28 protein-coding genes are annotated in these 26,775 nt (G+C 46.8%); 18 read left to right on the top strand and 10 right to left on the bottom strand.

The window, feature by feature from the left end; translation table 11 throughout:
- The first annotated feature begins 55 nt into the window (after positions 1 to 55).
- The 7 genes from MLD56_RS20370 (at position 56) to MLD56_RS20340 (ending at position 7,660) form a co-directional block, all read left to right on the top strand.
- Positions 56 to 1,717 carry a glycosyltransferase gene (locus tag MLD56_RS20370; protein WP_029518282.1) on the top strand — a complete coding sequence of 554 codons (1,662 nt, stop codon included), beginning with the start codon at positions 56 to 58 and terminating at the stop codon, positions 1,715 to 1,717.
- Between the two features lie 121 nt (positions 1,718 to 1,838).
- Positions 1,839 to 2,930 carry a non-hydrolyzing UDP-N-acetylglucosamine 2-epimerase gene (gene wecB / locus MLD56_RS20365; RefSeq protein WP_029518283.1) on the top strand — a complete coding sequence of 364 codons (1,092 nt, stop codon included), beginning with the start codon at positions 1,839 to 1,841 and terminating at the stop codon, positions 2,928 to 2,930.
- On the top strand, positions 2,923 to 3,909 hold the full coding sequence (locus MLD56_RS20360; RefSeq protein ID WP_029518284.1) for a polysaccharide biosynthesis protein: 987 nt from the start codon (positions 2,923 to 2,925) through the stop codon (positions 3,907 to 3,909). Before wecB ends, MLD56_RS20360 begins: the two co-directional genes overlap by 8 nt.
- Positions 3,906 to 4,760 (top strand): dTDP-4-dehydrorhamnose reductase family protein, encoded by an 855-nt coding sequence (locus tag MLD56_RS20355; RefSeq protein ID WP_029518285.1) that lies wholly within the window; start codon positions 3,906 to 3,908, stop codon positions 4,758 to 4,760. The genes MLD56_RS20360 and MLD56_RS20355 overlap by 4 nt, the downstream gene beginning before the upstream one ends.
- Positions 4,721 to 5,719, top strand: a complete 999-nt coding sequence (locus tag MLD56_RS20350) for an NAD-dependent epimerase/dehydratase family protein (RefSeq protein ID WP_029518286.1) — start codon at positions 4,721 to 4,723, stop codon at positions 5,717 to 5,719. Before MLD56_RS20355 ends, MLD56_RS20350 begins: the two co-directional genes overlap by 40 nt.
- Positions 5,716 to 6,432, top strand: coding sequence for a glycosyltransferase (locus MLD56_RS20345; protein ID WP_029518287.1), 717 nt, complete (start codon positions 5,716 to 5,718; stop codon positions 6,430 to 6,432). Before MLD56_RS20350 ends, MLD56_RS20345 begins: the two co-directional genes overlap by 4 nt.
- 28 nt (positions 6,433 to 6,460) lie before the next feature.
- Complete coding sequence (locus MLD56_RS20340) at positions 6,461 to 7,660, top strand: glycosyltransferase (RefSeq protein WP_029518288.1); 1,200 nt, start codon at positions 6,461 to 6,463, stop codon at positions 7,658 to 7,660.
- On the opposite strand, the gene MLD56_RS20335 is transcribed toward MLD56_RS20340, so the two are convergent.
- Positions 7,657 to 8,043, bottom strand: coding sequence for a hypothetical protein (locus MLD56_RS20335; RefSeq protein WP_231109445.1), 387 nt, complete (start codon positions 8,041 to 8,043; stop codon positions 7,657 to 7,659). The two genes, MLD56_RS20340 and MLD56_RS20335, sit on opposite strands and share 4 nt — an antisense overlap.
- A gap of 167 nt (positions 8,044 to 8,210) precedes the next feature.
- Between MLD56_RS20335 and MLD56_RS20330 the strand changes: the two genes are divergently transcribed.
- The 4 genes from MLD56_RS20330 to MLD56_RS20315 are packed head-to-tail and all read left to right on the top strand — an operon-like array spanning position 8,211 to position 12,137.
- A complete protein-coding gene (locus MLD56_RS20330; protein ID WP_029518290.1) occupies positions 8,211 to 9,452 on the top strand; it encodes a sialidase family protein in 1,242 nt (413 codons plus the stop codon).
- Positions 9,452 to 10,678 (top strand): sialidase family protein, encoded by a 1,227-nt coding sequence (locus MLD56_RS20325; protein WP_029518291.1) that lies wholly within the window; start codon positions 9,452 to 9,454, stop codon positions 10,676 to 10,678. Before MLD56_RS20330 ends, MLD56_RS20325 begins: the two co-directional genes overlap by 1 nt.
- A 33-nt stretch (positions 10,679 to 10,711) precedes the next feature.
- Entirely contained in the window at positions 10,712 to 11,932 is a 1,221-nt protein-coding gene (locus MLD56_RS20320) for a glycosyltransferase family 4 protein (RefSeq protein WP_029518292.1), read from the top strand.
- A 31-nt stretch (positions 11,933 to 11,963) separates the two neighbouring features.
- Positions 11,964 to 12,137, top strand: coding sequence for a hypothetical protein (locus tag MLD56_RS20315; RefSeq protein WP_165148594.1), 174 nt, complete (start codon positions 11,964 to 11,966; stop codon positions 12,135 to 12,137).
- Between the two features lie 65 nt (positions 12,138 to 12,202).
- On the opposite strand, the gene MLD56_RS20310 is transcribed toward MLD56_RS20315, so the two are convergent.
- The gene (locus tag MLD56_RS20310; protein ID WP_029518293.1) at positions 12,203 to 12,625 is read right to left on the bottom strand and encodes a hypothetical protein; all 423 of its coding nucleotides are present in this window, start codon (positions 12,623 to 12,625) and stop codon (positions 12,203 to 12,205) included.
- 25 nt (positions 12,626 to 12,650) lie between these two features.
- Complete coding sequence (locus MLD56_RS20305) at positions 12,651 to 12,998, bottom strand: hypothetical protein (RefSeq protein ID WP_029518294.1); 348 nt, start codon at positions 12,996 to 12,998, stop codon at positions 12,651 to 12,653.
- Between the two features lie 245 nt (positions 12,999 to 13,243).
- Here MLD56_RS20305 and MLD56_RS20300 point away from each other — a divergent pair, with 245 nt between their 5' ends.
- The 3 genes from MLD56_RS20300 to MLD56_RS20290 all read left to right on the top strand — a co-directional run bounded on the left by MLD56_RS20300 (position 13,244) and on the right by MLD56_RS20290 (position 15,574).
- On the top strand, positions 13,244 to 13,891 hold the full coding sequence (locus tag MLD56_RS20300; RefSeq protein ID WP_029518295.1) for a DUF1796 family putative cysteine peptidase: 648 nt from the start codon (positions 13,244 to 13,246) through the stop codon (positions 13,889 to 13,891).
- Complete coding sequence (locus tag MLD56_RS20295; RefSeq protein ID WP_029518296.1) at positions 13,884 to 14,510, top strand: DUF1796 family putative cysteine peptidase; 627 nt, start codon at positions 13,884 to 13,886, stop codon at positions 14,508 to 14,510. The genes MLD56_RS20300 and MLD56_RS20295 overlap by 8 nt, the downstream gene beginning before the upstream one ends.
- Positions 14,511 to 14,641: 131 nt before the next feature.
- Complete coding sequence (locus tag MLD56_RS20290) at positions 14,642 to 15,574, top strand: NAD-dependent epimerase/dehydratase family protein (RefSeq protein ID WP_029518297.1); 933 nt, start codon at positions 14,642 to 14,644, stop codon at positions 15,572 to 15,574.
- Between the two features lie 66 nt (positions 15,575 to 15,640).
- On the opposite strand, the gene MLD56_RS20285 is transcribed toward MLD56_RS20290, so the two are convergent.
- From MLD56_RS20285 to MLD56_RS20265, 5 genes are all read right to left on the bottom strand, one after another.
- Positions 15,641 to 15,967, bottom strand: a complete 327-nt coding sequence (locus tag MLD56_RS20285) for a PTS sugar transporter subunit IIB (protein WP_029518298.1) — start codon at positions 15,965 to 15,967, stop codon at positions 15,641 to 15,643.
- Positions 15,968 to 15,996: 29 nt separating this feature from the next.
- Positions 15,997 to 17,433, bottom strand: coding sequence for a glycoside hydrolase family 1 protein (locus MLD56_RS20280; RefSeq protein WP_029518299.1), 1,437 nt, complete (start codon positions 17,431 to 17,433; stop codon positions 15,997 to 15,999).
- A 70-nt stretch (positions 17,434 to 17,503) separates the two neighbouring features.
- On the bottom strand, positions 17,504 to 18,799 hold the full coding sequence (locus tag MLD56_RS20275; protein WP_029518300.1) for a PTS sugar transporter subunit IIC: 1,296 nt from the start codon (positions 18,797 to 18,799) through the stop codon (positions 17,504 to 17,506).
- An 18-nt stretch (positions 18,800 to 18,817) separates the two neighbouring features.
- The gene (locus tag MLD56_RS20270) at positions 18,818 to 19,186 is read right to left on the bottom strand and encodes a PTS lactose/cellobiose transporter subunit IIA (RefSeq protein WP_029518301.1); all 369 of its coding nucleotides are present in this window, start codon (positions 19,184 to 19,186) and stop codon (positions 18,818 to 18,820) included.
- Between the two features lie 123 nt (positions 19,187 to 19,309).
- Positions 19,310 to 21,235, bottom strand: coding sequence for a BglG family transcription antiterminator (locus tag MLD56_RS20265; RefSeq protein WP_029518302.1), 1,926 nt, complete (start codon positions 21,233 to 21,235; stop codon positions 19,310 to 19,312).
- 159 nt (positions 21,236 to 21,394) lie between these two features.
- Between MLD56_RS20265 and MLD56_RS20260 the strand changes: the two genes are divergently transcribed.
- Both MLD56_RS20260 and MLD56_RS20255 read left to right on the top strand, forming a co-directional pair.
- Positions 21,395 to 21,793, top strand: coding sequence for an Rrf2 family transcriptional regulator (locus tag MLD56_RS20260; protein WP_029518303.1), 399 nt, complete (start codon positions 21,395 to 21,397; stop codon positions 21,791 to 21,793).
- 114 nt (positions 21,794 to 21,907) lie between these two features.
- Complete coding sequence (locus tag MLD56_RS20255) at positions 21,908 to 22,813, top strand: NAD(P)/FAD-dependent oxidoreductase (protein WP_029518304.1); 906 nt, start codon at positions 21,908 to 21,910, stop codon at positions 22,811 to 22,813.
- A 62-nt stretch (positions 22,814 to 22,875) separates the two neighbouring features.
- Here the strand turns inward: MLD56_RS20255 and MLD56_RS20250 are convergent, their stop codons facing one another.
- The gene (locus MLD56_RS20250; RefSeq protein ID WP_208332637.1) at positions 22,876 to 23,094 is read right to left on the bottom strand and encodes a DUF5316 family protein; all 219 of its coding nucleotides are present in this window, start codon (positions 23,092 to 23,094) and stop codon (positions 22,876 to 22,878) included.
- Positions 23,095 to 23,151: 57 nt separating this feature from the next.
- Positions 23,152 to 24,180, bottom strand: coding sequence for a LacI family DNA-binding transcriptional regulator (locus MLD56_RS20245; RefSeq protein ID WP_029518305.1), 1,029 nt, complete (start codon positions 24,178 to 24,180; stop codon positions 23,152 to 23,154).
- Positions 24,181 to 24,424: 244 nt separating this feature from the next.
- Here MLD56_RS20245 and MLD56_RS20240 point away from each other — a divergent pair, with 244 nt between their 5' ends.
- Both MLD56_RS20240 and MLD56_RS20235 read left to right on the top strand, forming a co-directional pair.
- The gene (locus MLD56_RS20240; protein ID WP_029518306.1) at positions 24,425 to 25,705 is read left to right on the top strand and encodes a glycoside hydrolase family 140 protein; all 1,281 of its coding nucleotides are present in this window, start codon (positions 24,425 to 24,427) and stop codon (positions 25,703 to 25,705) included.
- 33 nt (positions 25,706 to 25,738) lie between these two features.
- On the top strand, positions 25,739 to 26,773 hold the full coding sequence (locus tag MLD56_RS20235) for a Gfo/Idh/MocA family protein (protein WP_029518307.1): 1,035 nt from the start codon (positions 25,739 to 25,741) through the stop codon (positions 26,771 to 26,773).
- Positions 26,774 to 26,775: the final 2 nt, after the last annotated feature.

Raw genomic sequence — 26,775 nt, 5'->3', positions numbered from 1 at the left:
TTCACACGTCCGGTGGTTGCTATTTTAAAGGAGGTGAACTCCGATCAAGCCGAAAATGATGTTATTCAGCCATGTTAGCAACGTCCGCAGTATTACGGGGGCCGAGAAGCTGCTATTGCAATTTTGTCTAGATATGCGTACGTACTTCGATTGTATTCTCGTAACGCCTGGTGAAGGGCGGCTGACCTCAATGGCCCGCAAGCGCGGAATCACCGTTCTGACACAGAATCTGTTCATGCTGCATGGCATGTATACCCCATATGAGGGATTGGCGCAGGATGCGGAGAATTTGCGGACCCATGTGGCGTATGCACCGTTGTTCCAGATGCTTCGGCATGCTCGACCTGATGTGGTGCTGGTCAATACCTGTGTGAACGTCATGCCTGCAATGGCTGCCCATGAGCTTAATATTCCGGTGATCTGGAAAATTACCGAAGTCATTAACCAGAATGCGCATACGCCAGTTTCTGTTTCTATCATTGAGCGCTATAGCCAATGGGTCATCGGCATTTCTCAAGCTGTAATGCGTCCTTTGCATGGTGGGGGACTGACACGTCCGCATACGGTGTTGTCTCCCTGCCGGGATATGGATATGCCGTCTCCCAGAGAGCATGTGCTGGAACGGAAAAGGAAACGTGAAAAACTGGGGCTGCGGGATTTTCATATTTGCATTGGTTATATTTCTTCCTTTATCTACGAAGCCAAAGGGCTGTTACCTTTTGTCCAAATGGCTCTAAAGCTGTGCGAAACCAATTCGCGGTGTCGTTTCTGGATCATCGGCAGCTCGGTGGACTCGGAATATTACGTAAAATGTGTCTCTTTAATCCGCCAATCTCGTTATAGCCGCCGCTTCCAGTTCAATTCATTCGAGGAATCCGTGTCAACGGCCTATAGCGCAATGGATATTGTTGTGATCCCAAGTATGGTGGAAGAAGGCTTTGGTCTGACCGCCCTGGAAGGGCTAGTTTACGGTAAGCCCGTGGTAGCCTTTGCGCAGGGTGGACTTGTGGAATTGATGGAGGCTACCGGAAATACAGATTTTTTGGTAGAGCCGGGCAACAGCGACATGCTGGCGCAAAAAGTGGGCTATCTGCTCGATCATCCCGAGGAAGTGGAACGGATTGGTGTCCGTAACAACAGTGCAGCTACACGTGTATACGGACCTGATTCCTACCGAAGCAGTATGCACCTCATGGTCAGTCAATGGGTATGTCATCATCCGCATTGGTTCCCGTTGATTCAGCAGCCGGGTGGACCTGTATGGACGAGGGAAGGCGAAGGGCTGCGTCAGGTCACCGCTATACCGGAGGGTTATACCAGCACGATTCGAGAATTTCCTGAATCGGTGGTGTGTCAGCTGCCTGTGCTGGGTCTGCCGCCAATCGAATATGCAGCCATTCAGGGCTTGCCACAACCAGCACCCCCTTTACCTGAGTCACCACCCGAATTGCCCCGCGGCAAGCGTAGTATTCGGGCGAGATGGCCAAAGGGCCGCAAGCGTACCAGACTTCGGAATCGCAGGTATAAGAGAAGCGGCGGCAAGAGTCGCCTTAAGAAAATTCACGGGTTCCCGTTGTCGAAGGGACTTTATCCGAAAACCAAGTCCAGACAGAAGCTCAAGCGGAAAATCAAGCACCGGTCACGGCGACACAACGCGCACAAACCGAAGCGAGTCACACTCAAGGCTGGACAGCATACAAAACAACGGTCCGGGTGAACCTACGCCGGACCTTTGAGATGAACGTTAAGCTGGAGCACAGCCAGTCTGCTGGATGGCTATCCTTCATTGAACGCCACAATTCAATGAAACAACGACAGCAAAGGTGGGTTCCAAAACCATGAAAATATTGACCGTGCTCGGCACAAGACCGGAGATTATACGGCTCAGCCTGATCATTCCGAAGCTAGACCGCCATGCAGATGAACATGTGCTTGTGCATACGGGCCAAAATTACACCGAAAGCCTGAGCGGGCAGTTCTTTCGCGAACTGGGACTGCGTGCCCCGGATTATGTACTTCAGGAGAAAGCGGGGACACTGGGCAAACAGTTGTCCGCCATGTACTCGCAGATGGAGGATATTTTAAACAAGGAACGCCCCGATCATGTGCTATTGCTCGGTGATACGAACAGCGCTCTATGTGCCTTACTTGCGGAACGTATGGGTTATCCGGTCGTGCATATGGAGGCGGGGAACCGCTGTTATGATCTGGATGTGCCGGAGGAGAAGAACCGGCGTGTCATTGATGCGATATCTACCATTAATATGCCTTATACGGAGCAAAGCAAGCAGCACCTACTACGCGAAGGCTTCCCAAGCCAACGAATCATACTGACTGGAAATCCGATCTACGAAGTAATGCAGCACTATGAGAAAGAAGTAACCGGTAGTGGGATTTTGAAAAAATTGGGACTGTCGCCGGGAGAATATTTCCTGGTCACTGCCCACAGAGCCGAAAATGTCGACCATCCACCGCATTTGCTGGCTATTTTAGATGGTCTTAACCGGGTAGCCCAGCAGTTCGGGCAGCGGGTCATTTGCAGTATTCATCCCCGGACTGCCGCCCGGATCGCAAGCCATCCGCCGATCCAGCTTGATCCGCTAGTGGAATTTCACGAACCGTTCGGTTTTTTTGACTTCGTTCTGCTGGAGCGGCATGCCCGCTGCGCTTTGACAGACAGTGGTACCGTACAGGAAGAATGCTGTGTCATGGGGGTGCCGACGGTTACGATGCGCCGGACGACTGAACGGCCGGAAACGGTAGATTGCGGCAGCAATATCGTGTCCGGCCTTGATGGCGAGATTATAGCAAACGCGGTAGCCATAATGACCGGGATGACCCATAAGTGGCAATGTCCCGCGGGCTATCTGGTGGAAGATGTGTCGGATAAGGTAGTTAAATTTCTGCTTGGAGGGAAACGGCATGTTTGAAAACCAACGTATCTTGGTTACCGGCGGTACCGGCTCCTGGGGGCATGAGCTGGTTGCCCAGTTACTGCCGCGTAACCCCAAAGAGGTCATTATCTTTTCACGCGGAGAATCCAGTCAGGTTGCCATGAACAGGCAGTTTGAGGATGAACGACTCAGCTTCTGTATTGGAGATATTCGGGATAAGGATGCGCTGACTACCGCTTGTCAAGGAGTGGACTATGTATTTCATTTGGCAGCGCTCAAGCACGTACCCGTCTGTGAGGATCAGCCCTACGAGGCACTCAAAACCAATGTCGTAGGCACTCAAAACGTAATCGAGGCCGCTGTCGTTAATCAGGTCAAGAAAGTCATTTATATATCGACCGACAAGGCCGCGAATCCGTCCAATTTTTACGGCATGACGAAGGCAATAGGAGAAAAACTGATTGTTTACGCCAATCTGCTGAATAGCGATACACGTTTCGTGACGGTGCGCGGCGGTAATGTTTTGGGCACAAACGGAAGCGTGGTGCATCTGTTCCAAAGCCAGATTCGCCAAAAGGGCAAGGTTTCGATCACAGATATGAACATGACGCGCTTCTTCCTAACCTTGCGTGATGCGATCAGTCTCCTGTTCAAAGCCTCGGTGGAAAGTGTTGGCGGGGAAATTTTTATCATGACCATGCCAACCTGCCGTATTTTGGACTTGGCTGAGGTGCTCATTGAGGATTCAGGGGTGGAAAACGTAGAAATTGTAGAAAAAGGTGTGCGTCCCGGTGAGAAAATTCATGAGATTTTGATGAGCGATTTTGAAAGCCTGACGACGGTAGTCTATGACGAGCAATATTTGGTCATTCTCCCAACGCTGAATATTCCTCAATTAAAGGACCGCTATAATCAGTGCCCTCCCGTGTCATTCAGCAGCTTTAGTTCGGAGTTTAATTTGATGTCGAAAGAGGAGATTCGCAGCATTCTCCAAAGCGGGGGGTTCATCAAATGAAGCTGCTTATTTTGGGTGGTAACGGCATGGCGGGCCATGTTCTGGTGAAGTATTTCCAAAACCAGAGCGGGTATAACGTGTTCTACACCACCCGTGATCCCGAAAATAAAGGTGGTCTGCTGCTGGATGTAAAGGACAGCTTTATGGTGGAGCAGCTGGTACGGAGTGTACGGCCAGACGTTATTATTAACGCGGTAGGTGTACTGAATCAGCATGCCGGGGAGGATCAAATTGCAGCATACCAAATTAATGGGTTGCTGCCACATCTTCTCCGGCGGACAGCGGACAGTATCGGTGCCCGATTGGTTCATATCAGCACGGATTGCGTATTCGAGGGAAATCGGGTACCTGGTTTATATAAGGAGACGGATCAACCCGATGGGACAAGTGCCTATGCTTTGACAAAAATACTCGGAGAAGTAAAGGCCGCAGGGCATCTGACTATCCGTACCTCCATTATCGGGCCGGAAATTCGGCCCAGTGGCATTGGTCTGCTGCACTGGTTCTTGCAGCAGAACGGAGACGTTAACGGGTATCGCCGGGTCTTTTGGAACGGGGTTACGACGCTGGAATTAGCAAAGGCGATACAGGTGCAGATGAATGAGCCGCTGGACGGACTCATTCATCTGGTTCACCCTGAACCGATCAGCAAGCACGATTTGCTGCTGCTGTTCAAAGACATCTGGAATAGGGAGGATATTCGGATCGTGCCGAAAGATGAGCCGGTGCAGGACCGGACGCTTCGTTCTACCCGGGCCGATCTGCTCTACGATGTTCCTCACTACAGCATCATGCTGAAGGAGCTGCTGGAATGGACGGAAGCACAGCGGAACAACGTCGGCCTGTCATAGTCATTACCGGAGCGGCGGGCTATACCGGGATGCATGCCTGCCGCCATTTTGCAAAGCTCGGCTGGGAGGTAGCGGCGCTGACTCGCACTGCCGCTTCCGTCTCAGAACTGATCTTACTGGCTCGCGATGATGAAAATAACAGCCCAGAGGCGGAGACTCGCAACTGTATTACGCCTTATGTGTGTGACTTGCTCGACAAGAAACGTCTGGGCGAAGTAATTAGACAGATTGCTCCGGATTATGTGCTTCACCTGGGTGGTAAAAATTCCGTCCCTGAATCTTGGGAGAGTCCCCTGCTATACATGGAATCCAATGTACTGTCCACCCTGTATCTGCTCGATGTACTGCGACCTTTCCCCAAAGCCAGAATTGTCGTGGCGGGTTCTCGGCTAAAGACGGCTTTGCAGGCTCCGTATCATCCAACACATCCATACAGCCTTAGCAAAAGCCTTCAAGAGGCAGTCGCGCTCTCGTGGGGCGCGCTGTTCGAACAATCCGTCATGCTGGCAGAGCCTTGCAACTTGATCGGTCCGGGTCCATCTACCGGATTTTGTGCATTACTCGCGGGGTATATCGTTCAGACGGAACGTAGGGAGGGGCAGTCCGCAACTGAAACTGTCCCGTTCCGGGTATCTTCCCGACATGCGCAACGTGATTTTCTCGACGTTCGTGATGCCGTTCGCGCATACGGTGTGCTATTGGAACAGGGTGTGCCAGGCCGAGTGTACTCGGTCTGCACAGGCCGCATTGTGGAACTGGGCAATATCGTGGAACGTATGGTTGCGCTGGCCAAAACATCTATTCCCATACAATGGGGGGATGTGGCAGAGTCAGCATCTACCGAGGCATACCGTGCGAAAGAGCTGGAGGACATGGGCTGGAAGCCGACCATACAGCTGAGGCAATCTCTGGAGGATATGATTCAATACCGCCGAGCTGGAAAGGAAGGAACGATATGAGACCGAAAGTAACGATCGTCATTCCCTTTTATAACTGTGCATATGTGGATCAGGCTTTGCAAAGTGCACTAGAGCAAACTTATGGCCCACTCGAGATTATTGTCGTCGATGACGGCTCCACGGAACATGTTGATATGCTTCAGGCCTATCTTCCTTATATACATTATTTAGGTAAATCCAATGGTGGAACAGCCAGCGCTCTGAATCATGGTATCCGACATGCCAGTGGCGATTATATTGCGTGGCTCAGTTCCGACGATACCTATCATAGGGATAAAATTAACAATCAGGTTTCTTTTATGGTGGAAAACGGTGCGTACATCTCCCATACCAACTTCAATTTCATCAATCAATACAGCCAAGTCACAAGCTACCAGGCAGCCGCCGTGTTTCCGTCTATGACGGAGTTTTACCGTTTTTTTCAACAAGGAAATCCGGTCAATGGATGCACGGTTATGTTTAAAAAGGAGCTGTTTGCACATATCGGTTTGTTTGATGAATTGCTGCCGTACACACATGATCTGGATATGTGGTACCGCGTGATGCTGGCGGGATATCCATTTCCTTTTCTGAACGAGTCCTTGGTTAACTACCGTTGGCATGATGAAATGGGAACCAAAAAATATTGGCCCGCTGTGGAGCGGGAGTACAACATCACCCAAGCACGTTATCGAGATCGCTTCAGTCAGGTATTGAGTGGTTTATCCTCATGAAGCCGAAAGTCTGTCAGGGGGGATTGATATGGTAGATACGGGGATTGTTATGCCACTGTACAAACAGGATATCGGCTATCTGCAAGCTGCAATCTCATCCGTACTAGCCCAGAGCTACAGGGGATTTCGCTTCATCATTGTTATTGACGGAGCGCCGGAAATGGTGGGACCAGCGCTCCACGCAGCAATGGGAGACCCGCGCGTTCAGTTGGTTACACTCCCTCAGAACCAAGGAGTATCCCACGCCCTAAACCGGGGATTCGATGAGTTGTTTAAAGATCCTGGGATCAAGTATGTGACCTGGGTCTCCAGCGACAATGTTTATAATGCTTCCTTTATTGAACGATTGCGGCAAGAGCTGGAGCAGGGGCCAGACTCACTCGGCCTTGTGTTCTCTACCTTCCGCCAGGTTGACGCATATGGGAACCCGTTGTATGACGAGCAGCATCAACAGGCGTTGATCCGGTACCAAAGTCAGCCACATCACGAATTGCTGAACGCCAGCATTGTTGGGGTTTCATTTATGTACAAAAGCAAATATGCCCTCCAGATTGGCGGCTATCGGCTGCAACCCGTTGAGGATTATGATTACTGGCTGCGGCTGACCGAGACGTGCAATATGAAATTCATCCCGGAGATCCTGATGGATTACCGGGTGAATTCCACATTTAGTGTATCGGCCGGCCTACACAGCCAAAAGGAGCACCGACGCTGGCGGCGCGCATTCCAAATCGCCAAGTATGAGGCGAGAGCACGCCGGGGCATCCCACTTGAAATGACGATTTTAATGCCTGTCACGGATATGGCTCAAGCTGAATCATTGCTGGATAATCTGCTGGAGCAGCAGTACAGCAATTGCGTGGTACGGCTGCTGGATTTAACGCCAGAACAGGAAGCTAGCGCTTTCCTGTCGATGATGCTCGACCCTCGGTTAATCGTAACATCACGGCAGCATTATTCGATCCAGGAAGCACTGGTTCAGGCTATTGGTGAGACCACGACTCGCTTTGTTGTATGCTTCGGTGTCAAACCTTATATTGCCGTGACGGATCTACTGTATCTCACGGATTTGTTGCGCCCATTACAGGATACACATGCCTTTTCCTACTATACAGATGACCATTCCACCATCGGCAGCGGACGAGGGGTTCAGTCCGTACCGCCAGAATGGAATTACGTGTATTACACCCACAGATTGCATCAGGCACTGGAACAGGGTGGCTTTTAAATAACAGGGGACAGTGCAGGGATTGTGGTCAGCTCGGACTGGAGAACACGGTGCTCCTGTACAACATTACCAAACTGATCCAGTCCAAAGTTGGAGAGCACGACATTCGCTGGAGCAGCGGAGGCCACGTTGTATTGTACCTCATAGGCAAGAACCCCTTGTATAAAGAAGGTACGGCGGGCAATGGAGTTTGCAGGCAAGTTAACCGATGTCACATACAGTGGTGTCTTGGTATCCGGTACCAGCGAGAAAAAAATTTGGATGGTCACGGTTGCCGCATTTACTGTGTCCTCATTGACCAAGTTCACAACAACATTGGAGCAGGCAGTACCAAAATCTCTAGTGTTCGTCATATAACCGGTTGTAAAAGCCAATCGAATCATCCTCTCAAAAAAACAGAATATTGGAAAACCCTTGAAGGGATGCTTTTATACTATGAATCTATTGAAAAGAAAGCTTGTATGGTTGTCTCTAGGCTGTGCTGAAAAAAGTACATTTTGATAGAAATACTTCAGGCATATCTATTTATATAATGAAGGGAATGCTCGCGATGCCTTTGAATTTTCAGGTGACACCCAGCGGCCTGCCCAAATTTGAGCCTAGTGTTGCTGTTAATTTACTGAATCCGAATATTGTTATAGCTGTAGCTGTTGATTTTAGCAGTGGGCCTCCCTTGATTGGACTGTATCGCTCATTGGATGCCGGAGCGAACTGGACGGATACTTTACTGCCAATTCCACCGGGATATACAGGAGCCGAGGCAGGAATGGTAGCCTATCTGTTCCCCAATATTTTTATCGTATCCGCGCATGTATTTCCGGGCAATGAAAACGGGGCTATCGTGATCTATCGCTCTACGGACGATGGAGCCTCTTTTGCTCCTCCCGTGGTCATTAACCCGGGCTATGGAGATTACATTAATAATGACTGGACTAATATTACGACGGATAATGCGGGGGCAAGTCCCTATCTCGGGCACGTCTATGTCACGTATAACCGCCAATATAATGTGGATTTTAATGCTCAATCTGCGGCCTTTTACCAGCGTTCCACCGATGGAGGACTAACTTGGGACCGACCGTTAATGCTCTCCAATATCCAATCCTCCACGGAGCGGCCTGAGCCTGCGGTCGACAAATATGGAAGCGTATATGTCAGTTGGATTCGTACGGGACCGCAAACACCAGCTTTTTTTATCCGACGCTCCTTTGATGGAGGGGCAACCTTCAGCGGGGATATTCTCGTATCCAATATAACGCTTGTGCCCAATCCTTTGCCCGTTCCTGGTTATGACTTTCGGATATTGAATTTCCCCAGCTTGGCCGCGGACTGCTCGGGTGTGCCTTCCACAACAAATACGCTATATGCCGTGTGGCAGGACTTTGGTCAGGGATACAGCAATATTTTGTTGTCCAAATCAAGCGATTTTGGCGGTACCTGGAGTGCTCCGGTCATTGTGACAGACAGCCCGCCCGGCTCGCAAAATTTTTTCCCTGCAATTTCAGTGTCGCCCAAGACGGGACTGGTCGTTGTCGTGTACTATACCAATCGCGTGGACGGCTTTAATCTGGATGTGTTCGCCGCAGAGTCGTCCGATGGAGGTAACACCTTTACGAACAGTCGTCTCACGACGACCTCCTTTAACCCGAATGTCGGTGGAGGCGAATCAGAGCTGATCGGTGATTATATTGATGTCGCCATTGTACCGCCGAACAGCTATATTTCCGTCTGGACAGATACGCGCACAGGCAGTTTGACGATATTTGCGGGTGTACCGGGGGGTGGAGCCTGATGCCGAACGTACAGCTTACGCCTAACGGAAGGCTGGCCCAGGAGCCGAGTGTAGCTTTCAACCTGCTCGACGGTACCATTGTGTCTGCGGCTATCGATTTTACGACAGGGCCGCCGTTGACGGCGGTATACCGTTCAGGTAACGGCGGTGCCTCTTTCACACAGCAGATTTTACCGCTACCAGCCGGCTATGTAGGGGCGGAATCCCATAGCGTCAGCTACGGTTTTCCCAACTTGTTTGTCATAGCCTGTCACGTATTTACCGCAGACGGTTTGAGCGGTACCATCGCCACTTATGTGTCGAGAGACAACGGTAATACATTTGATCCGCCTGTGATTGCCCAGCGAGGGTATGGGACATTTGTCAATAATGTTGAGGTCAGCGTGAAATTCGATACTTCTCAGGTCAGCTCCTATACCGGAAATATCTATTTATGTTATACGCATCAGTACAATCCTGACTTTTTCGGCGGATCAGTCATGTTCTTCCAACGTTCGCAGGATGGAGGGATCACATGGGGGACACCCGTGGTGCTCACCGCTGGCTCCAATCAGATTACGCGGGGGGAAATCACTGTGAGCATTACAGGGGTGATTTATGTCGGGTACATTGTCACGAATCCGGTTAACCAATATCAGGTCATTGTGTCCTTCAATGGAGGGACAGCATTTAGTTCCTCGCTACCTGTATCTTCTGTGGTCCCGGTTCCGAGTCCGTTGCCCGTGGCCGGCTTTGGTTTCAATGTGCTGCCGGCAGCTAACATTGCCGTGGATCGCTCTACGAGCCCGAATCAGGGAACACTTTATGCGGTCTGGCAGGATAATCGGGCAGGGTATGCTGATGTACTGCTCGCCCGGTCGGTGGATGGTGGATTAAGCTGGACTGCGCCGCAATCGGTGACAGGGACCAGTGCAGGAGCACAGCATTTTTTTCCGGCCATTGATGTTTCGCCTGTGACCGGCGTGATTAAGATCGTATATTATACCAATCAAATAACGACCTCTTTATTAGACGTATTTGTGGCCGAATCAACAGACGGAGGGAATACATTTACGAACCTCAGAATAACAGACAGCTCCTTTAATCCTAACGGGATTAGTCCGGTTCCAGTCGTTACAATCGGTAATTTTATTGATGTAACGATCGTGCCGAATAATGGGTTTTTTGCGGTCTGGACAGATGCGTTATCGGGTTTCCAGCAAATTTACGGAAGCAACGGAATGTAGCTCAGCGTACGAGACAGAGGAGGTGAGGCTGTTTTGAAAATTTTGTTGGCTACGTACTGGCCGATTCCTCATTTGGGTGGCGTATGGCCCTTTATGATGCAAATTAAACGGAGACTGGAGCTACTGGGCCACACGGTAGACTTGATGGGGAACGGACCGGATACACCTAAATACCATATTGTTTTTGAAGATAGGGAGCTACTGAAGGATCAACTGCTGCCCCTGCTGGATACGAAGCTGAATGAATCGGCTGTCCCTGTATTACATTTGGATTCATGGGTGCAGACGGTGGAAAAGGATCGATACTGTATGGAGCTGGCAGCGGCGTATTTCGGGGTCGAGCAGTATGATGTGATTCACACGCAAGATGTCATTGCGACGCGTGCGCTAAGTCGGGTCAAACGCAAAGATAGCGCGTTGGTAGCGAATATTCATGGCTCGCTGGCTCGTGAAGTTATGATGGCTTTGGAGCGGGATCATGAGGAGGGTTACCGTGAGACGCTGATGTGGAAGTATTATTGGGCGCTAGAGCACTATGGCGCTCTATCCGCGGATATTACCATTACGTCTACAGAATGGATGAAACAGACGCTTGTGCGTGAGTTCGAAGTGCCTGAGCAGCAGATTGCTACTTTCCAATACGGATTGGATACCGAGTACTTCTGGGAAGTCCACGCCCGGGGAACAGACATGATACGACCTGAGGGGAAAAAAGTTATCATTTGTCCTTCACGGCTGGTCTATATCAAAGGGCTGCATTATTTAATGAGCGCTCTTGGCTTGCTGAAAGCAAGTCGTACGGATTGGGTTTGCTGGATTGTCGGGGAGGGAGATAAAAGGGAAGAGCTTCAAACACAGGCGAAGGAGCTAGGGCTGGAAGAAGACGTGGTTTTTCTGGGGCATCGTGAAGATGTACCTGCTCTTTTACAACTGGCGGACCTTTTTGTTCATCCAAGCATACAGGACAATCAGCCGTTTTCGGTCATGGAGGCGCAGATTATGGGGCTTCCGGCAGTGGTATCGGATGCAGGCGGACTGCCGGAAATGGTGAAGCATGAACACACCGGACTAGTCTCCCCGGTTGGCGATGTGGAGGCACTGGCAGCTCATTTGCAGCATTTGCTGGCACAGGATGAAGTGCGGATAGTCATGGGAAATCGTGCCAAAGCATGGGGGATCGCGCATTGGTCTCTGGATGTTATGATTGAACGACTCGTGAATATTTATGGGCAAGCGCTGAATCAAGTACGTTGAATACGTTGATTCAATAGTTAGGAGGGAGAGCATGACTTTTCCTGTCGTTGGAGACTTGTACAACCGTATTTTTGAAATCCAGCAGTCACACCCGGATTTGAAGGTCGATTACGCAATATGGAACCGAATTAACACTTCGTTGCCAGAAGATTATACGCTGCCGGACGCTGACATTTTAGAATGTCTGAAGCAATCCGCGCCATGAGAATACAGACCCTATAAAAAGGCAGGTTGGGCTTAAAACTCCCACCTGCCTTTAGTTATTTCAGCTCATTGTCCATCCGGGTTTTCGTCCATCGAATCTACATACACAGAGCCTCGAACCATGAGTGGTCCTGTAACAACAGCACGGCGGTCGGCTGATTGTACGGTCAGGCAGTATACATAAGGCTCTCCCTGTGTTCCCGTTTCCTCATAGATTAACTCGGCAAATCCCTCCTGATAACAGGAATCCTGCAACCAGTCCAGCATAGGTCCCCGCTCATCGTTGCGACGCAATCGAATATCCAGCTCCCCGATATCCCAGTTGAGCAGCGGATTTTCCCATGCCAAAGAGACTTCAATGACAATACGTCCTTCAGCTTCACTTGCAGGAATGATCAATGTAGAGAGCACGCTCTCCTGATCGGTAACCTGAAAAGGCAGTGCATATGTGCCTGGCTCAGCTTTGTTTTGAACTGAATATTTCAACATACCTTCTTCCTCCTCTGCCCGTTCATTAGGGTGTCACGGTAAAATGACTGGCTGTACGCTTAGCGACAACGTTCCCGTTTTCCAAAAATTCAGCCAGGATAAACAGCGTTTCTGGATTGTAAATATTCGTGATCACTCGCAGATAAAACGGATTTTGGGCTGCCTCCATATCCTTGAGTTCTAGCACGGAGTCAGCTTCGGGAGAAGGGCCCAGTCGAAGAAGTTGCCGCCTAAAAACGCCACTGTCATTCCCCATTTCCAGCAACACATCGACGGCCCTCTTTTCACGATTGAAAAAGGTCACATGGCAGCTTTGTATATGGGCGCTGTGGTAAGCGAGATGGTGATCGATGGTTAAAAGAAACACGGACATATGATGATGCCTCCTTGAATTCCGTTAGGTTACCAGCCTTAATATGATATGAAAAATAACCGGGATTGGACTGGATAGTTGTACGCCTCTTTGACAAAAAGCGCATCGGTGTCCAACCCTTTTCGCCGTGCTGTGCATGTAATGTAGAGTGGAACAAACTACGGCCTGAAGTCCCTTTTTCGACTACAGAAGAAGGATAGAGTAGGAACTGAGAGAAGGGTCGTATTAAAAAAGGAGGCACGGCTATGAGACTCGCACAGCTGGCAGGGGAATATGAAGCGGTCTTCAGTCTGGGGCAAAACTGTACACCTGCCATTCAATTGGAAAAGAACCGTTTGCGGCCGTTTGCCGGGGTACTGGATTGGATGATGTCTGACACGCTGTCCGATGTGAACCGCTTGCTTGAAAATCGGTTTGCCGGATTTATGGAATTGCCCAATTTGAGTGTCGTTGGTACGAGCCAACTGAATTATATGGTCAGAGATATCGCTTATAATGTGATCTCGGTACATGATTTTCCGCAGGAGCGCAATACGTCCTCAGATCTGGTGACCTATCCCGAGTTCAAGGAAAAGATAGACCGTCGTATTGAACGTTTTTTTGCAAAAACACAGATGGCGAAGCGCAGCTTGTTCGTCCGTATGCTGGGAACCTATGAAGAAGTAGAGGAACTGGAACGTATTTTGTCAGGCATGGTAGCGAATGAATTTTGTTTGTTGGTAGTGAATTGTTCCGGCGTAACGGAGTTGACGGAGGTGGATTGGCAGCTTCCGCATGTATGCGCGGTGGAAATGCCTTTTGCCGATGTATGGAATTACAAGAGTGATCCGCATTGGCGTACCCTTTTTAAAGGGATGACCTTGTCTTCGGAAAGGGGAGGGCGTCGTGCTTGAACGGTTGCAGGGGGATTATGATGCTGTATTCAGTCTGGGTGGACATTGCTTGCCTTCCATTCAGCTGGATAAAAACGGACTGCGTCCCTATGCCGGTCCGCTGGACTGGATGATTTCCGGTAACTTGTCACAGATCAGTCGCTTGCTGGACGCCCGTTTTGCCGGTTTTATGGATGTTGATAGTCTGCGTGTCACGGGGCACGATTACGGCGAGCATAACTTCATGGTCGAGGATGCAAACTATGGGATTACAGCCGCACACCATTTTCCGGTTAGCCAGAATACATCGGAGCAGCTGACTTCCTATCCTGCATTCAAAACGACGCTTGATCGCCGCATCGCACGTCTACTGGATCAATTCACGCTTGCGTCCCGTCTGCTACTAGTTCGTCTTGGAGGCAATCGGGAGCAAGCGGTGGAACTACATGATGTGTTATTACAGAGGATTACACATGATTTTCGCTTGTTATACGTGGATTATACAGGGACTGATGGTGTGACGGAGTTGGATTGGGGATTGGAGCGGCTGGTTTCAGTGGAGCTGCCGCCTGAGGATATATGGAACGGTCAGGATGGGATGTGGCGTTATATGCTGGAAAATGTGAGACTGCACGTCTGAGGTGCTGAGATTCCACAGGCACATTATAGATTGTCTTCGGACTGTGCGTGTGCCTGCGCCAAGCTATAGGGAGTCGCATAACATGATGCGAAGGGAAGTCATATGCTTCGGTTCAAAAGGAGGGTGAGCTAGTGAAGGCTTTGGTCACCGGGGGAGCTGGATTTATTGGTTCTCAGCTGGTACGTGCGCTTGCTGATTCGGACATCAGAGTACATGTGCTGGATAATCTGACGACCGGAAATATGGCAAATGTGGACCCGCGCGCGGTCATGCATATTGCGGATATTCGCAGCTCTGAAGCTAGGACGTTGCTGATTCGGGAAAGCCCGGATATTGTGTTTCACTTGGCCGCACAGGCTGATGTGCAGCAATCCATCCATCAACCCGATGAGGACGCGGATGTGAACGTGCTGGGGACGATTCATTTGTTGCAGGCTTGTCATGAAGCTGGTGTGTCAAAATTCATATTTGCTTCCACATCTGGCGTATACGGAGAGCTGCAAAAGCAATGTATACAGGAAGACGATCCCGTGGAGCCGATTTCAGGCTACGGACTGTCCAAGCTGACCGCAGAATCGTATATTCGACTTTTTTATCGGCTGTACGGTATGAACTACACGATTTTGCGTTATGGAAATGTGTACGGTCCCGGTCAGGCTTCGAAGGGAGAGGGTGGTGTTGTCGCTCTTTTTATGGAGCGGCTGAAAAAAGGAAGCCCCTTGCTCATTCACGGCGATGGGACGCAAACTCGTGACTTTGTGTACGTCAAGGATGTAGTTCGAGCGAATATGGCGGCTATTCATGCAGCGGATCAACGCACAGTACATGTAAGTACGGGACGAACGACGTCCATCAATCGACTGGCCTACGATTTACTGAAGCTGCATGGTTCGTCTGTCCGCCCTGTGTATTCACCAGCGCGAGCTGGAGACATTCACCATAGCTGTCTTAGTAACGCAGTCGCCAGACATTGGCTTCGTTGGGAACCGCTATACGGCATTTCTGCCGGTTTACAGGAAACGTATGTGAGTAGTATGGGCTCAGGCAAAGAAGATATGTCGTGATAAAGAGCGCGCAACTCAAGAAAGAGACTGAGGGAATTCTCAGCCTCTTTTTCATTTGAATAGCAATTAGATGTTCTCGCCAGCCAGCTTAAAGGCTTGATCTAGGATAGCTGCACCGTTCCCTCTACCATAAGCCAACGTGTCAATGACATCTACTGGGATACCATAGGGAGCTGCAATTTCGGTGACTGCCTTTTTACGCATCCGCACTTGAGGTCCGAGCAAAATAGCAATCACGGAATCTGTAATGCCTTCCAGCTCTTCCTTGATGGTGCTTTCGGGGATGGCTTCGATGTTCAGCTCTATGGATCTTGCTGCTGCTTCTTTTTTCATTTTAGAAACCAAAATGGATGTGGACATACCCGCAGCACATGCCAAAATAATTTTTTTCATATTTGAGCGCCTCCAGAATTCATTTTTAACTACTTGTACTCTTCATCCAGATCAGCAATAAATGAGCGTTCTTTGATCGCGGCCTGATACCAGTAGCCGGATTTCTTCAAATGTCGACTTCGATCATTGTCCAGGTTAATTTCTACCAGTCCATAGCGATTTTTAAAAGCATTCATGGGAGAAACGTTGTCTGTAAAGGCCCACAGCATATAACCTGTACAGTTGGAGCCCGCTTCTACAGCTTGTAATGTGTAGTACAAATGCTCTGTTATAAAGTCAATACGATAGTCGTCCTGAATGATGTGTTCCTCATTTTTGAAAGCAGCTTCATTCTCAATACCCATACCATTTTCTGCGACAAACCACTCGATATTGTGATATTCGTTCTTAATGCGCATTCCCATATCGTAAATGATTTTAGGATAAATCTCCCAGCCCCGTGACTTGTTCATTCTTTTACCCGGAAGATCAAAATGCTCATAGTAGTAAGAGGGGTGGAAGGGGGTGTTTTCGTTCCACGCTTTACTCTGCGCTTTGACCCGATGGGGATAATAGAGATTGATTCCGACGTAGTTAACGGTATTTTCCTTAATCACGGCCAGATCTTCCGTTGTAGCTTCAAATGCAATATCATGCTTGCCCATGAGATCGAACAATTCTTGTGGGTATTCGCCTTTAATAAGCGGGTCCAGAAATACTCGATTGTAAAATAAATCATACACATGTGCCGCATACTGGTCATGAGGGGCGCTTGATCGGGCATAAGTGACTTCAGGATTCAGAATAACGCCTATTTTAGCCCCGTGCTGACTATAGTTTTTTGCTTTGAAAAGCTGTACGCACTTTGCGGTTGCCAGCGTTTTATTATAGTTCCATTGCATCCACTTCCGCGTATTTTGTTCATAGGGATAGCGAAGGGCATCTAGATAGACACGAGTCTGTACAACAATGGGCTCATTAAACGTAAACCAGTGCTTGACCCGATCGCCGTACCGTTCAAACACTTTTTCCGCATATTTTACAAATAACTCCACTACATGCTTGGAAGACCAGCCTTCATATTTATCCAGCAGGTAGGCAGGGACCTCATAGTGTTCCAGACAAATCATCGGCTCGACTCCGCTTGTAATCAGCTCATCAATGACCCGGCCCATATAATCCGCATACGTTTCATCCACCACTACATTCTCATAATCCGTTAAGAAGCGGGACCAATTAATAGAAGTACGATAATGGGTTAAGCCAATCTGCTTCATCAGCGCAATATCTTCGGTATAGCGATTATAAAAGTCGGTTGCAACCGCGGGTCCATATCCATTGTGCCAGACATAGCGGTCATTTTTGTACCATTGGTCCAGGAATGAGTCCTGGCCTTCTTTTTTACCGCTCCATCCCTCTGTCTGCCAGGCGGAAGCCGCTGCACCCATGATGAAATTCGATGGAATTTGTATCGTATGTTTAGCCATGACATGTTTCTCCTTTTCATTGTATAAAGAATGCGTTTTCAATTAATTAGTGTATTTCTATAGTAGCGCATTATTCAGTCGTTCGCTTGTTGGCAATTTTGACGAACGGGAAATAAATGATAATCGCTACCACAATGCAAACGATCTGAGTGACGACGGCTCCAATGCTTCCACCTGTAGACAGGTAGGCATTAATAATAGGCGGAGTAGTCCATGGAACCATGACGACGGCTTTACCTGCAAATCCAAGCAACGTCGAGAAGTAACCAATCGTTCCTGTGATGAGCGGAGTAATAATGAAAGGGATAGCCATCAATGGATTCAACATAATCGGAAGTCCGAAAATGACAGGCTCATTAATATTAAACAGACCTGGGCCGAGCGAAAGCTTTGTTATTTCCTTCATATCTTCACGCTTGGAAGCGATCATAATACAAATCAAGAGGGCTAGCGTAATCCCTGAACCACCGATACTCATATATACGTCCCAGAAAGGCATCGTAATAATGTTCGGAATGGGCAGTCCTTGCTCATAAGCAGTCATGTTGACAGTAATCGCGCCAAGCAGCAGGGGTTCACGAATGGGCTTTACCATTTGGTTTCCGTGAATACCGATCACCCAGAAGATTTGCGCAACCAGCATCAGCACCAGTATACCTGGCAGGCCCTGTACTACGGCCTCCAGAGGTTTTTGCACCACATTATAGACAGCATCGTACAGATAGAGTCCCGTAAACTTATGAAAAAAGAATCCAAACATGGAGAAGACAGTCACCGTAATAATGGTAGGAATGAGTGCGGAGAATGAAACGGCCACATTGCTGGGAACACTTTCAGGCATTTTGATTTTTAGCTTGTCGGACTTACCCAGTTTGCTGTATAGCTCGACGGACAGGATGCTTATGAAAATCCCTAAAAACAAGCTCTTGGTATCCGTAAATTGACGGGCTATGACGTCTGTTACTTTTTGCATGTCACCGTTAACCATCAACTCTATCGTGGTTGGTGTCACAGAGATAAAACAGATTAAAGCAAGCAAACCGGGGAAAAGATTTTTCTCACCATTAATTTTTCCTAGCTCCAGACCAATCATGAAAACAGCCAGAATGGTAAGGATATTCAAGCTGGCATAGTTAATGCCTGAGAAAATCGGTTTGTACTCAGCCAGGAATGAGAATGGCCTAAAATGGGCCAAACCATTGACTGGGTCCATGACCATATTGGAAATCAGTACAGCAAAGGCCCCGACAATAATAACGGGCATCAATGTGATAAAAGCTGATTTGATCGCTATAATATATTTAAAATTGTTGATTGCATTTGCTACCGATGTGAGGCCGTCAACCAGTTTGTCTTTGAATGCCATGGGATAGCGTCCCTCCCTCTACGATTTCGGTACGAATTGATCCATGCGTTCATACAGGTCTACAAACTCTGAGGCCATATCGCGAATGGTGAGTGCATTCATCAAATGATCTTGAGCATGTACCATCATGACAGACATCTCTGTTTTTTCACCCGCTGCTTCCTTACGGATGATTCTGGTTTGAATCTTGTGGGAGGACACCAGTTCTTTTTTTGCTGAGGCTAATTCTTCTTTGGCTTCACGAAATTTCCCCGCCTTTGCAAGCTCAATCGCCTCCATGGCGGAGCTGCGTGCATTCCCTGCGTATAATATAATTTGGAATACAATCTCTGTATCATCCATGTCCTCCATGTTCACGTCGTGTTCTGTAGATTCATCATGATTCACGTGATCCTCTCTCCTTTCAATCATCTCGTTCGTATGGCTATTATAATTTGGAATCGCTTTCAACATAACACACATTATTTCTTCTTCTTAACGGAAATCAATCGTTCTTCATACTCCTTATGTTCAACTATTTTTATGCAACACTTCTATGAATTCTGTATACGTTTTGCAGCGAATAAGCTGCTGGACGAGCTGTTCATTATTTAAAATTTCAAGCAAGATATGATACATAGTCTGTAAATCTTCTGATTTCGTACGCTGTATACAGAGCATACAAATAAACTGTACCGGCTTGCCATCCCAATCGATTGCTTTTTGTAATGTACAGATGGCCCAAAATGTGGAATCTGCGAAAGGTTCCATCGGATGCGGGATCGCGACCAAGTTGCCAAATGAAGTGGGGGAAACGGCTTCACGCTCTATCACGGATTGCAGTAGAGGGCCTTTTACAAGATCTGCTTCGTGTATTTTTTCGGCTATAAATTCAAGCACTTGGAGTTTGTTCTCAAACTTCTGCTGAAGGAAGACCAATTTTTTTCGTACATACTGCACAGCAGGAAGTCTGACCTCAGAAATGGCTTGTTCAATTTTAGTAATATCAGAACTGCCCAAAAATGTACTCACATGGATCATAGGGATAGAAAGCGGTTCTGAAATAGGGATCGTGCTAATGACAAAGTCCAGTGTATCCAACGGCATTTGTTTCAGCTTATAAAGTTCAGTGGTTCCCACGATATCCAACCTTGAACCGAAGACCGATTGAAGCTTATAATACAGCAGCTTAGCACTGCCGAGTCCAGAAGCACATACGATCATACATCTTTTGGGTGCATCCTCCATTTTCTTTCTTTCCATCGCGACTCCGATATGAATGGCTAAATATCCAATTTCATTTTCCTCGATGTGTATATGAAGCCGCTGCTTGATGACCTCCGCAGCAATGATACCTGCTTCAAAGGCAAGCGGGTAATTGGCTTTGATTTCATCCAGCATAGGATTACGCAAATTCATTCCGTATTGATAACGGTTGATCACTGGTTTGAGGTGAAGGCAAAATGCAATCAGCAATTCTTGATCGTGTTGAATGTTCATCTTCAACTGCTGATCAATTTGGTCTAGTATTTCGATAGTCAGTTCGTAGATATCTTTATCAATGATCTTTTTAATCTCCACTTCATCCATACGTGCACTAACGACGGTCCTTACACCCAACAGGTGAACAGCAATGTACGCAACTTCAACAAGTGGAAAGGAGGGCTTCATGTTTTGTTCCAAGGCGGATACGATCTCAGTCGCCACCCTAAACTCTTTTTGCGCTTCGATTTTTTTCATCTCTTGCGGATAATACGACACATACCTTTCTTCACGAATTCGCTTACATGCTATAGCAATATGAATGACCAGATTGTTCAGGGCAATGTCCGATAACTGAATATCATGGATCTCAATACGATCCAGAATCACTTCTCTTATGAATTCCATCTCTTCGTTAGAGATCAGAGGAGGGTGGGACATCTGCTGCTCGCCTATCTCATCTGTCCTACTGAATATATAGTCGGAAATGCAATAACGCAGCTTGGCCTCATTCCCTTTGACTCGAATACCATGATAGGGTTTATTCTCCAGAGATAGTCCGTAAGTTGCCAGCAGCTTGCGCAGTTCTTTGAGGTCATTCTGTAAAGTGGATCGACTAACATACAGGATCTCGGCTAAATCATCAAGTTTGACATATGCATTGGTAAGCAATAGCTTTTTCATTAAAAAACGATTTCTAGCTTCAGAAGAACTCGCTAATGGATAGGGCCCATTATTTTCATCATCCTTTAATTGCTTCAGCAGATGATGAAATGCTTGTTCGTCCCGAATCTCTAGCTTGTAGCCTGTTCCTTTAAGGGGTTTAACTGCTGCTCCATGCTTCGACAACAGCGCACCCAATTCCTTTAAATCCGTTCGTATCGTTCGAGAAGATACCTTCAATGCAATTGCCAAGTGTGCTCCTTTGACCATCTGTTCAGCAACCAATATACGAAGAATATCAAAAATACGCACAACGAGCCCCCTCTCTTAGCTGTTTCTGATGAACAGTATACAACGGTTAGAGCGTAACCAAAAGAAGGGTTGACAACAGCGTGAATCCTAGATGATCTTGACACACTCGCAGATTCGGCGATATAGTAGATACAATAAGTCTTTGATTGAGGTGTAGTTATGAAATTTACAAAAGCAACGAATTATGCTCTGCACACTATGCTCATGCTCGTTACTGATTCGTCGGTTAAGCCGGTAGGTGTTCAGCAACTGGCTGAATCCCAAAATGTTTCACCAACTTATCTTTCAAAAATTTTGACGAGGCTTGTGAAGGCTGGAATGATCGAATCCGTTTCTGGAGCCAATGGAGGTTATCGCCTATCCCGTCATAAAGATGATATTACTTTTTTGGATATTATCCATGCCATTGAAGGTACGAATTCTTTGTTTGAATGTGATTTCGTCCACGGTTCTGAGTGCCTGATTCAAGCTGTAATGAGGGAAGCAGAGGAGAAAATGGAACGACATCTAAAAAATACGAAATTGGTCGATTTGGCGCAAAAGCAAGCACAAGTGTAAAGTGAGCGATTTTATATAGAAAGAGGGTGGTTGCCAGTTATGTAAAACGGTGTTTTTTTGGTTCTATCGCAGACATAAAGAGTCTTTAATATCTTTTAAAAGGAGTTGGGTGTTATGCTATACGATTGCGCTATTATTGGCGGAGGGCCTGCTGGGTTGAATGCAGCCCTCGTGCTGGGCAGGGCAAGGAGAAGTGTGGCCTTGATTGATAATAATCGGCCCAGAAATGCGGTTACGCATGCGTCGCACGGTTTTATTACAAGAGATGGCGTAACGCCATCTGAGTTCCGCCGTGTAGCTTATGAGGAAGTGCTGCGTTATCCGTCTGTTCATCATTTGCAAACCGAGGTTGTTTCGATTATGAAAAACGTATCCGGATTTGAGGGGTTTGATTCGTCAGGCCTTCGCGTTCAAGCGCGAAAATTGATATTAGCGACGGGCGTGAAGGAGATATTCCCCAAGATCGAAGGTTTTTATCCGTTATACGGGAAAAGTTTGTTTAATTGCCCTTATTGCGACGGTTGGGAGCTGCGGGATCAACCGCTTGTCCTTGTCTCTGAATCGGCGGCTATATTTCATACAGCCAAACTACTCCTTAATTGGAGCAAGGATTTGATCGTCTGTACGAACGGTCATGCATCCCTGTCGGACGAGCAAAAAGAACGGCTTCAATCCAAGGGGATAGTAGTAATAGAGCAACCTGTTGCGGCGTTCATCGGCCACAATGGAAAGCTTGAGCACGTGCGCTTTACGGATGGCACTCAAGTCCCGAGGATCGGCGGCTTCGTGACTCCCCAGTTTGTACAAAGTGCACCGTTTGGAGAACATTTGGGCTGTGAAAGAACGGAGTCGGGCGGGATCAAGACGGATGAAGCGGGGAGAACCTCCATACCTGGTGTATATGCTGCTGGGGATTCATCGTACTTCATGCCTTCTCAGTTGATTTTTGCCGCGGCCGACGGCAGTCGAACTGCTGCGAGCGTAAATATGGATTTGACAGAGGAAGATTTCAACGAATGACGAGAAATTGGAAATGTCCAATATGGAATCCGATAATAGAAAAGGCCGCCAATATGGCGGCTTTATTCTAAAATCATAGAGAGAGCAAGCAATAATAAACCAATGATCATAAAAATAAAGGACCATTTCCATCTGTTTTTTCTATCTTTCCCCTCGGGATCAGCTGCCTGTTCAACATAAAAGTTAGCCCGCATGCGGTCACCGCTGACCCCTGTTCCACTTAATATAATAGCCAGTATTATGCATGTGGCACCTGCCCACCATAAATAATCATATATCATGATGATCCCCCCATTCTTATCTTCTCTATTACCCCATTTCGTGCACCATATCATAGGTCATTCTGTGACTAAACAAGACCTTCTTTCAATAACCTCTGTATTCACAAGAACCTGAGTATGATGCCCCTGATGATGGTTAAGCCTCTCCATAAGCAAGTTTACAGCCGTTCGGGCCAAAATATCCTTTTTCACATGAATGGTTGTGAGTTCCGGGCTAATGACCTTCGCTTCATGTATATTATCAAAGCCCATGATGGAAATTTGTTCAGGCACTCGAATGTTCATTTCCTGAAACGTTTTAATGGCACTGATCGCCATATAATCATTTTCGCAAAATAGGGCCGAAGGTAGCTCGTCCAATTCATGAATAGCTGTTCTAAATGCGTCCTGTGACATCACAAGCATGGGATGCATATCAAATGTAAGCCCATTTTCTATGGAAAGATTGTGCTCCTCTAAAGCCGCCATAAACCCTTCCTTTCGTTTTTTAAAGTTCAGAATTCTGGTACTGGATTGTACGTATCCTATCTTTCTGTGTCCTGACTGAATTAAATATTGGCCTGCCTGATACCCACCGAGATAGTTATTAATAGATACGAAACTGGCATCGACGTGTTCAAAGCAAGTATCCAAAATAACAATATTGGAATGAATGGATTGTATGGAATGAATAATCTCGGAAGTTAAATTGGTGCCAAGTAGAAGTATGCCTGAAGAGGGCTGATCTTTTTCCAAAGTAGATAATTCTTCTTCGAGGCTATGGCTATCAAAAGACGAAAAAATCAAGGTGTTTCCATGTTCTCTCACCTGATTGGTAATATGATGAATTAATTCGTTAAAAAATGGAAGTGAATCATAGTGCTCTGTTACGATGTCTGTATTTTTACAGGCCACAAAACGAATCACATGATGATTTTTAATGGCTTCCTTGTTTGTCTTCATGGTGCGTGGTTTATATCCATGCTCTTGGGCTATTTTTAGAATGTGCTCCTTGGTTTCTTCACTGACTCCGGGTTTGTTATTAAAAGCAAGAGAAACAGCAGATTTAGAAACACCTGCAAGCCTTGCAATATCATCAATTTTCAATGTGGAACCCCCTATTGAACTAAACTACATAAATTATATCATTACTCAGCAAGAAAGTTTAGCTTATAAACTAAACTAAACTAAATAACTAAAAGTAAAAATTTGTTGACCTTTTATAATTTATAATGTTAATATTCAAGTGTAAAGCGCTCTAATTTAGTTTATTTCACGTAAAAAACACATAAGTTTAGTTTTTTATTTAGTTTTGTTTAGAGAATTTTGCGCATACAGCAAGAGAGGAACGGTGATTCATTTGAGTTTAAACATGGCTGAAAATCAAAGAAGTTTTACCAAAGAGGAAAAACCTTTTTTTTATTTGGCAGATACGGTGTGGAGTGTATTTACCAACGCGACGATAGAGGAGTGGAGCGATTATCTTGACTATCGGAAGATGCAAGGTTTCAATGTGTTGCAAATCAACATACTCCGACAATGGGACGCAAGTGAATCGGATCTGAATCTACAGCCGTTTGCATTAATGGAAAATGGGGATTTCGACTACCATACATTAAACGAAGCTTATTTTGACCGGGCAGAAATCATGTTGAAGATGGCTACAGAGTGTGGATTTGTTCCAGCACTGGTTCTGTTGTGGTGTAACTATGTGCCGGATACATGGGCTGAGATGTTCCAAAAAGGTAATAAAATGCCGTTTGAATGCGTTGAACCCTATGTAACGTACGTGGTAAACCGTTTTTCTCCATTTGATCCTATTTTTCTGATTAGCGGGGATAGTGATTTTCCGACCGAACGTGCCAATTCCTATTATTTAAAAGCACTGGATATTGTACAACAATTAAGCCCTGCAAGCTTAACTACGCTGCATATTCAAGGAAGATTGAGAGAAATTCCTCCAGCCTTTGAGAAACACCAGGGTCTTGGATTCTATATGTATCAATCAGGACATAATTCCGAGTTCCAACATGTAGCCCATGAGATTGCTCAACATTTCTATTATAAGCCGGATATACGGCCTGTCATTAATGGAGAGCCATGTTATGAACAAATTAGTTACAGCCGCAATGTGTATGGCAGATACACAGCACTGGATGCCAGAAAAGCGGCATGGCAAAGCCTCCTTGCAGGCGGGGGTGCGGGCATTACCTACGGAGCGCATGGCATTTGGAGCTGGCACAAGAAAGGAAAGAAATTCGGCATTGTAGAAGGGGAAGGATTCGATAGTCCCTATGATTGGAGAACTGCATTGCAATTTGAGGGCGCATGGGATTATTCCTTTATTAAATATCTGTTTGAAATGTACAACCTGATTGGCGTAAAGCCGTTGGATATTGTTTTAAACAAGACAGAGGAAATCAGAGCTGCGGGGAACGAGAATACCATTGTGTTGTATGTCCCGGTTAACACAAAGGTACGACTAAGTATCAACGTGCAGGAATACAAGTTTACAACGATTGATTTAGCCGGGAAGCGGTTTGCTCAAACCGACGTGTCCGTCCAAAAGGATCAATCGGTGCTAGACATGCACAGCTTTGAAAGTGATGTTGTAATCATCGGAACGAAATAAAAACAGAGAAGAATGTGGATGGAGTGAAGCAACATGTGGAAAATCGGCGTTATTGGAACGGGATATTGGTCGGAGAAACATATCAAAGCATGGCAGTTTATCTCGGATGCAGAAATCAAAGGATTTTGTGATCGAAATAAAGGCTTACTTTTTGAAAAAGCAGATCAATTCCATGTCCCTACTGAATATTGTTATACCAGCCTGGAGGAGATGCTAAGCGAAGCGGATATTGATGTCGTGGACATCATTACACCTCCTGAGACACATCTGGAACTGGTTCGACTGGCGGCCGCAGCCGGAAAACATATTATGTGCCAAAAACCTTTTGCCCGTTCTGTTGAGGAAGCTGAGCAGATAGTAAGTATTGCTGAAGCAGCAGGAGTCAGACTTATGGTGACAGAAAATTGGCGTTGGCTTGAACCTTTTCAAATTATAAAAAAATTGCTGGCAGAGAATATCGTTGGAAATATGAATGTTATACGTTATACGCATACCGATTTTTATTCACCGAGGTTTGCTCCGGAAAAAGAGCTGCCGCAGCCATTTTTCAGAGATATGCCCAAGCTTTTGTTTTATGAAATGGGAGTTCATTGGCTGGATACTTGGCGTTTCTTATTCGGTGAACCTCGGCGTTTGTATGCGGAAACCAAGCGGGTCAGTCCATACACACAAGGAGAAGACACGGGCATTATCATGTTAGGTTATGAACATTATTTCGGTCTTATGGACATGAGCTGGGCGACTCGCAGGGAACTGGATGGGCAGCTGTCGGAACAGGTTCTTCCCGATCATAAAGAACAACTGGTGATTGAAGGCGATGAGGCTACCCTAAAACTGTACAACACAGGTAAATTATGTCTCATTAATAATCAGGGAGTCGAAAAAGTATTGGTTGAAAAGACTGAATTAAACTATGAGGAAAGCCATAAAAAGCTACAGGCTCATTTTATAGATTGCCTCAACACGGGAAAAGAATTTCAAACGAGTGGTCACGACAATATCAAGACCCTTCAGCTTGTATTCGACACCTATGACAGCGCAGAAAATCATAAAGTTCATGTGTATTAAGA

Source organism: Paenibacillus peoriae (assembly GCF_022531965.1).
Lineage (GTDB): Bacteria > Bacillota > Bacilli > Paenibacillales > Paenibacillaceae > Paenibacillus > Paenibacillus polymyxa_D.
The sequence above is the reverse complement of the archived record's forward strand: the minus strand, read 5'-3'. Positions and strand labels throughout refer to the sequence as shown.

Excerpts from the sequence above, each read along its gene's own strand:
- MLD56_RS20370 (WP_029518282.1), top strand. The coding sequence starts at position 56 with ATGATGTTATTCAGCCATGTTAGCAACGTCCGCAGTATTACGGGGGCC.
- wecB (WP_029518283.1), top strand. The coding sequence starts at position 1,839 with ATGAAAATATTGACCGTGCTCGGCACAAGACCGGAGATTATACGGCTC.
- MLD56_RS20360 (WP_029518284.1), top strand. The coding sequence starts at position 2,923 with ATGTTTGAAAACCAACGTATCTTGGTTACCGGCGGTACCGGCTCCTGG.
- MLD56_RS20355 (WP_029518285.1), top strand. The coding sequence starts at position 3,906 with ATGAAGCTGCTTATTTTGGGTGGTAACGGCATGGCGGGCCATGTTCTG.
- MLD56_RS20350 (WP_029518286.1), top strand. The coding sequence starts at position 4,721 with ATGGACGGAAGCACAGCGGAACAACGTCGGCCTGTCATAGTCATTACC.
- MLD56_RS20345 (WP_029518287.1), top strand. The coding sequence starts at position 5,716 with ATGAGACCGAAAGTAACGATCGTCATTCCCTTTTATAACTGTGCATAT.
- MLD56_RS20340 (WP_029518288.1), top strand. The coding sequence starts at position 6,461 with ATGGTAGATACGGGGATTGTTATGCCACTGTACAAACAGGATATCGGC.
- MLD56_RS20335 (WP_231109445.1), bottom strand. The coding sequence starts at position 8,043 with ATGATTCGATTGGCTTTTACAACCGGTTATATGACGAACACTAGAGAT.
- MLD56_RS20330 (WP_029518290.1), top strand. The coding sequence starts at position 8,211 with ATGCCTTTGAATTTTCAGGTGACACCCAGCGGCCTGCCCAAATTTGAG.
- MLD56_RS20325 (WP_029518291.1), top strand. The coding sequence starts at position 9,452 with ATGCCGAACGTACAGCTTACGCCTAACGGAAGGCTGGCCCAGGAGCCG.
- MLD56_RS20315 (WP_165148594.1), top strand. The coding sequence starts at position 11,964 with ATGACTTTTCCTGTCGTTGGAGACTTGTACAACCGTATTTTTGAAATC.
- MLD56_RS20310 (WP_029518293.1), bottom strand. The coding sequence starts at position 12,625 with ATGTTGAAATATTCAGTTCAAAACAAAGCTGAGCCAGGCACATATGCA.
- MLD56_RS20305 (WP_029518294.1), bottom strand. The coding sequence starts at position 12,998 with ATGTCCGTGTTTCTTTTAACCATCGATCACCATCTCGCTTACCACAGC.
- MLD56_RS20300 (WP_029518295.1), top strand. The coding sequence starts at position 13,244 with ATGAGACTCGCACAGCTGGCAGGGGAATATGAAGCGGTCTTCAGTCTG.
- MLD56_RS20285 (WP_029518298.1), bottom strand. The coding sequence starts at position 15,967 with ATGAAAAAAATTATTTTGGCATGTGCTGCGGGTATGTCCACATCCATT.
- MLD56_RS20280 (WP_029518299.1), bottom strand. The coding sequence starts at position 17,433 with ATGGCTAAACATACGATACAAATTCCATCGAATTTCATCATGGGTGCA.
- MLD56_RS20275 (WP_029518300.1), bottom strand. The coding sequence starts at position 18,799 with ATGGCATTCAAAGACAAACTGGTTGACGGCCTCACATCGGTAGCAAAT.
- MLD56_RS20260 (WP_029518303.1), top strand. The coding sequence starts at position 21,395 with ATGAAATTTACAAAAGCAACGAATTATGCTCTGCACACTATGCTCATG.
- MLD56_RS20255 (WP_029518304.1), top strand. The coding sequence starts at position 21,908 with ATGCTATACGATTGCGCTATTATTGGCGGAGGGCCTGCTGGGTTGAAT.
- MLD56_RS20250 (WP_208332637.1), bottom strand. The coding sequence starts at position 23,094 with ATGATATATGATTATTTATGGTGGGCAGGTGCCACATGCATAATACTG.
- MLD56_RS20235 (WP_029518307.1), top strand. The coding sequence starts at position 25,739 with ATGTGGAAAATCGGCGTTATTGGAACGGGATATTGGTCGGAGAAACAT.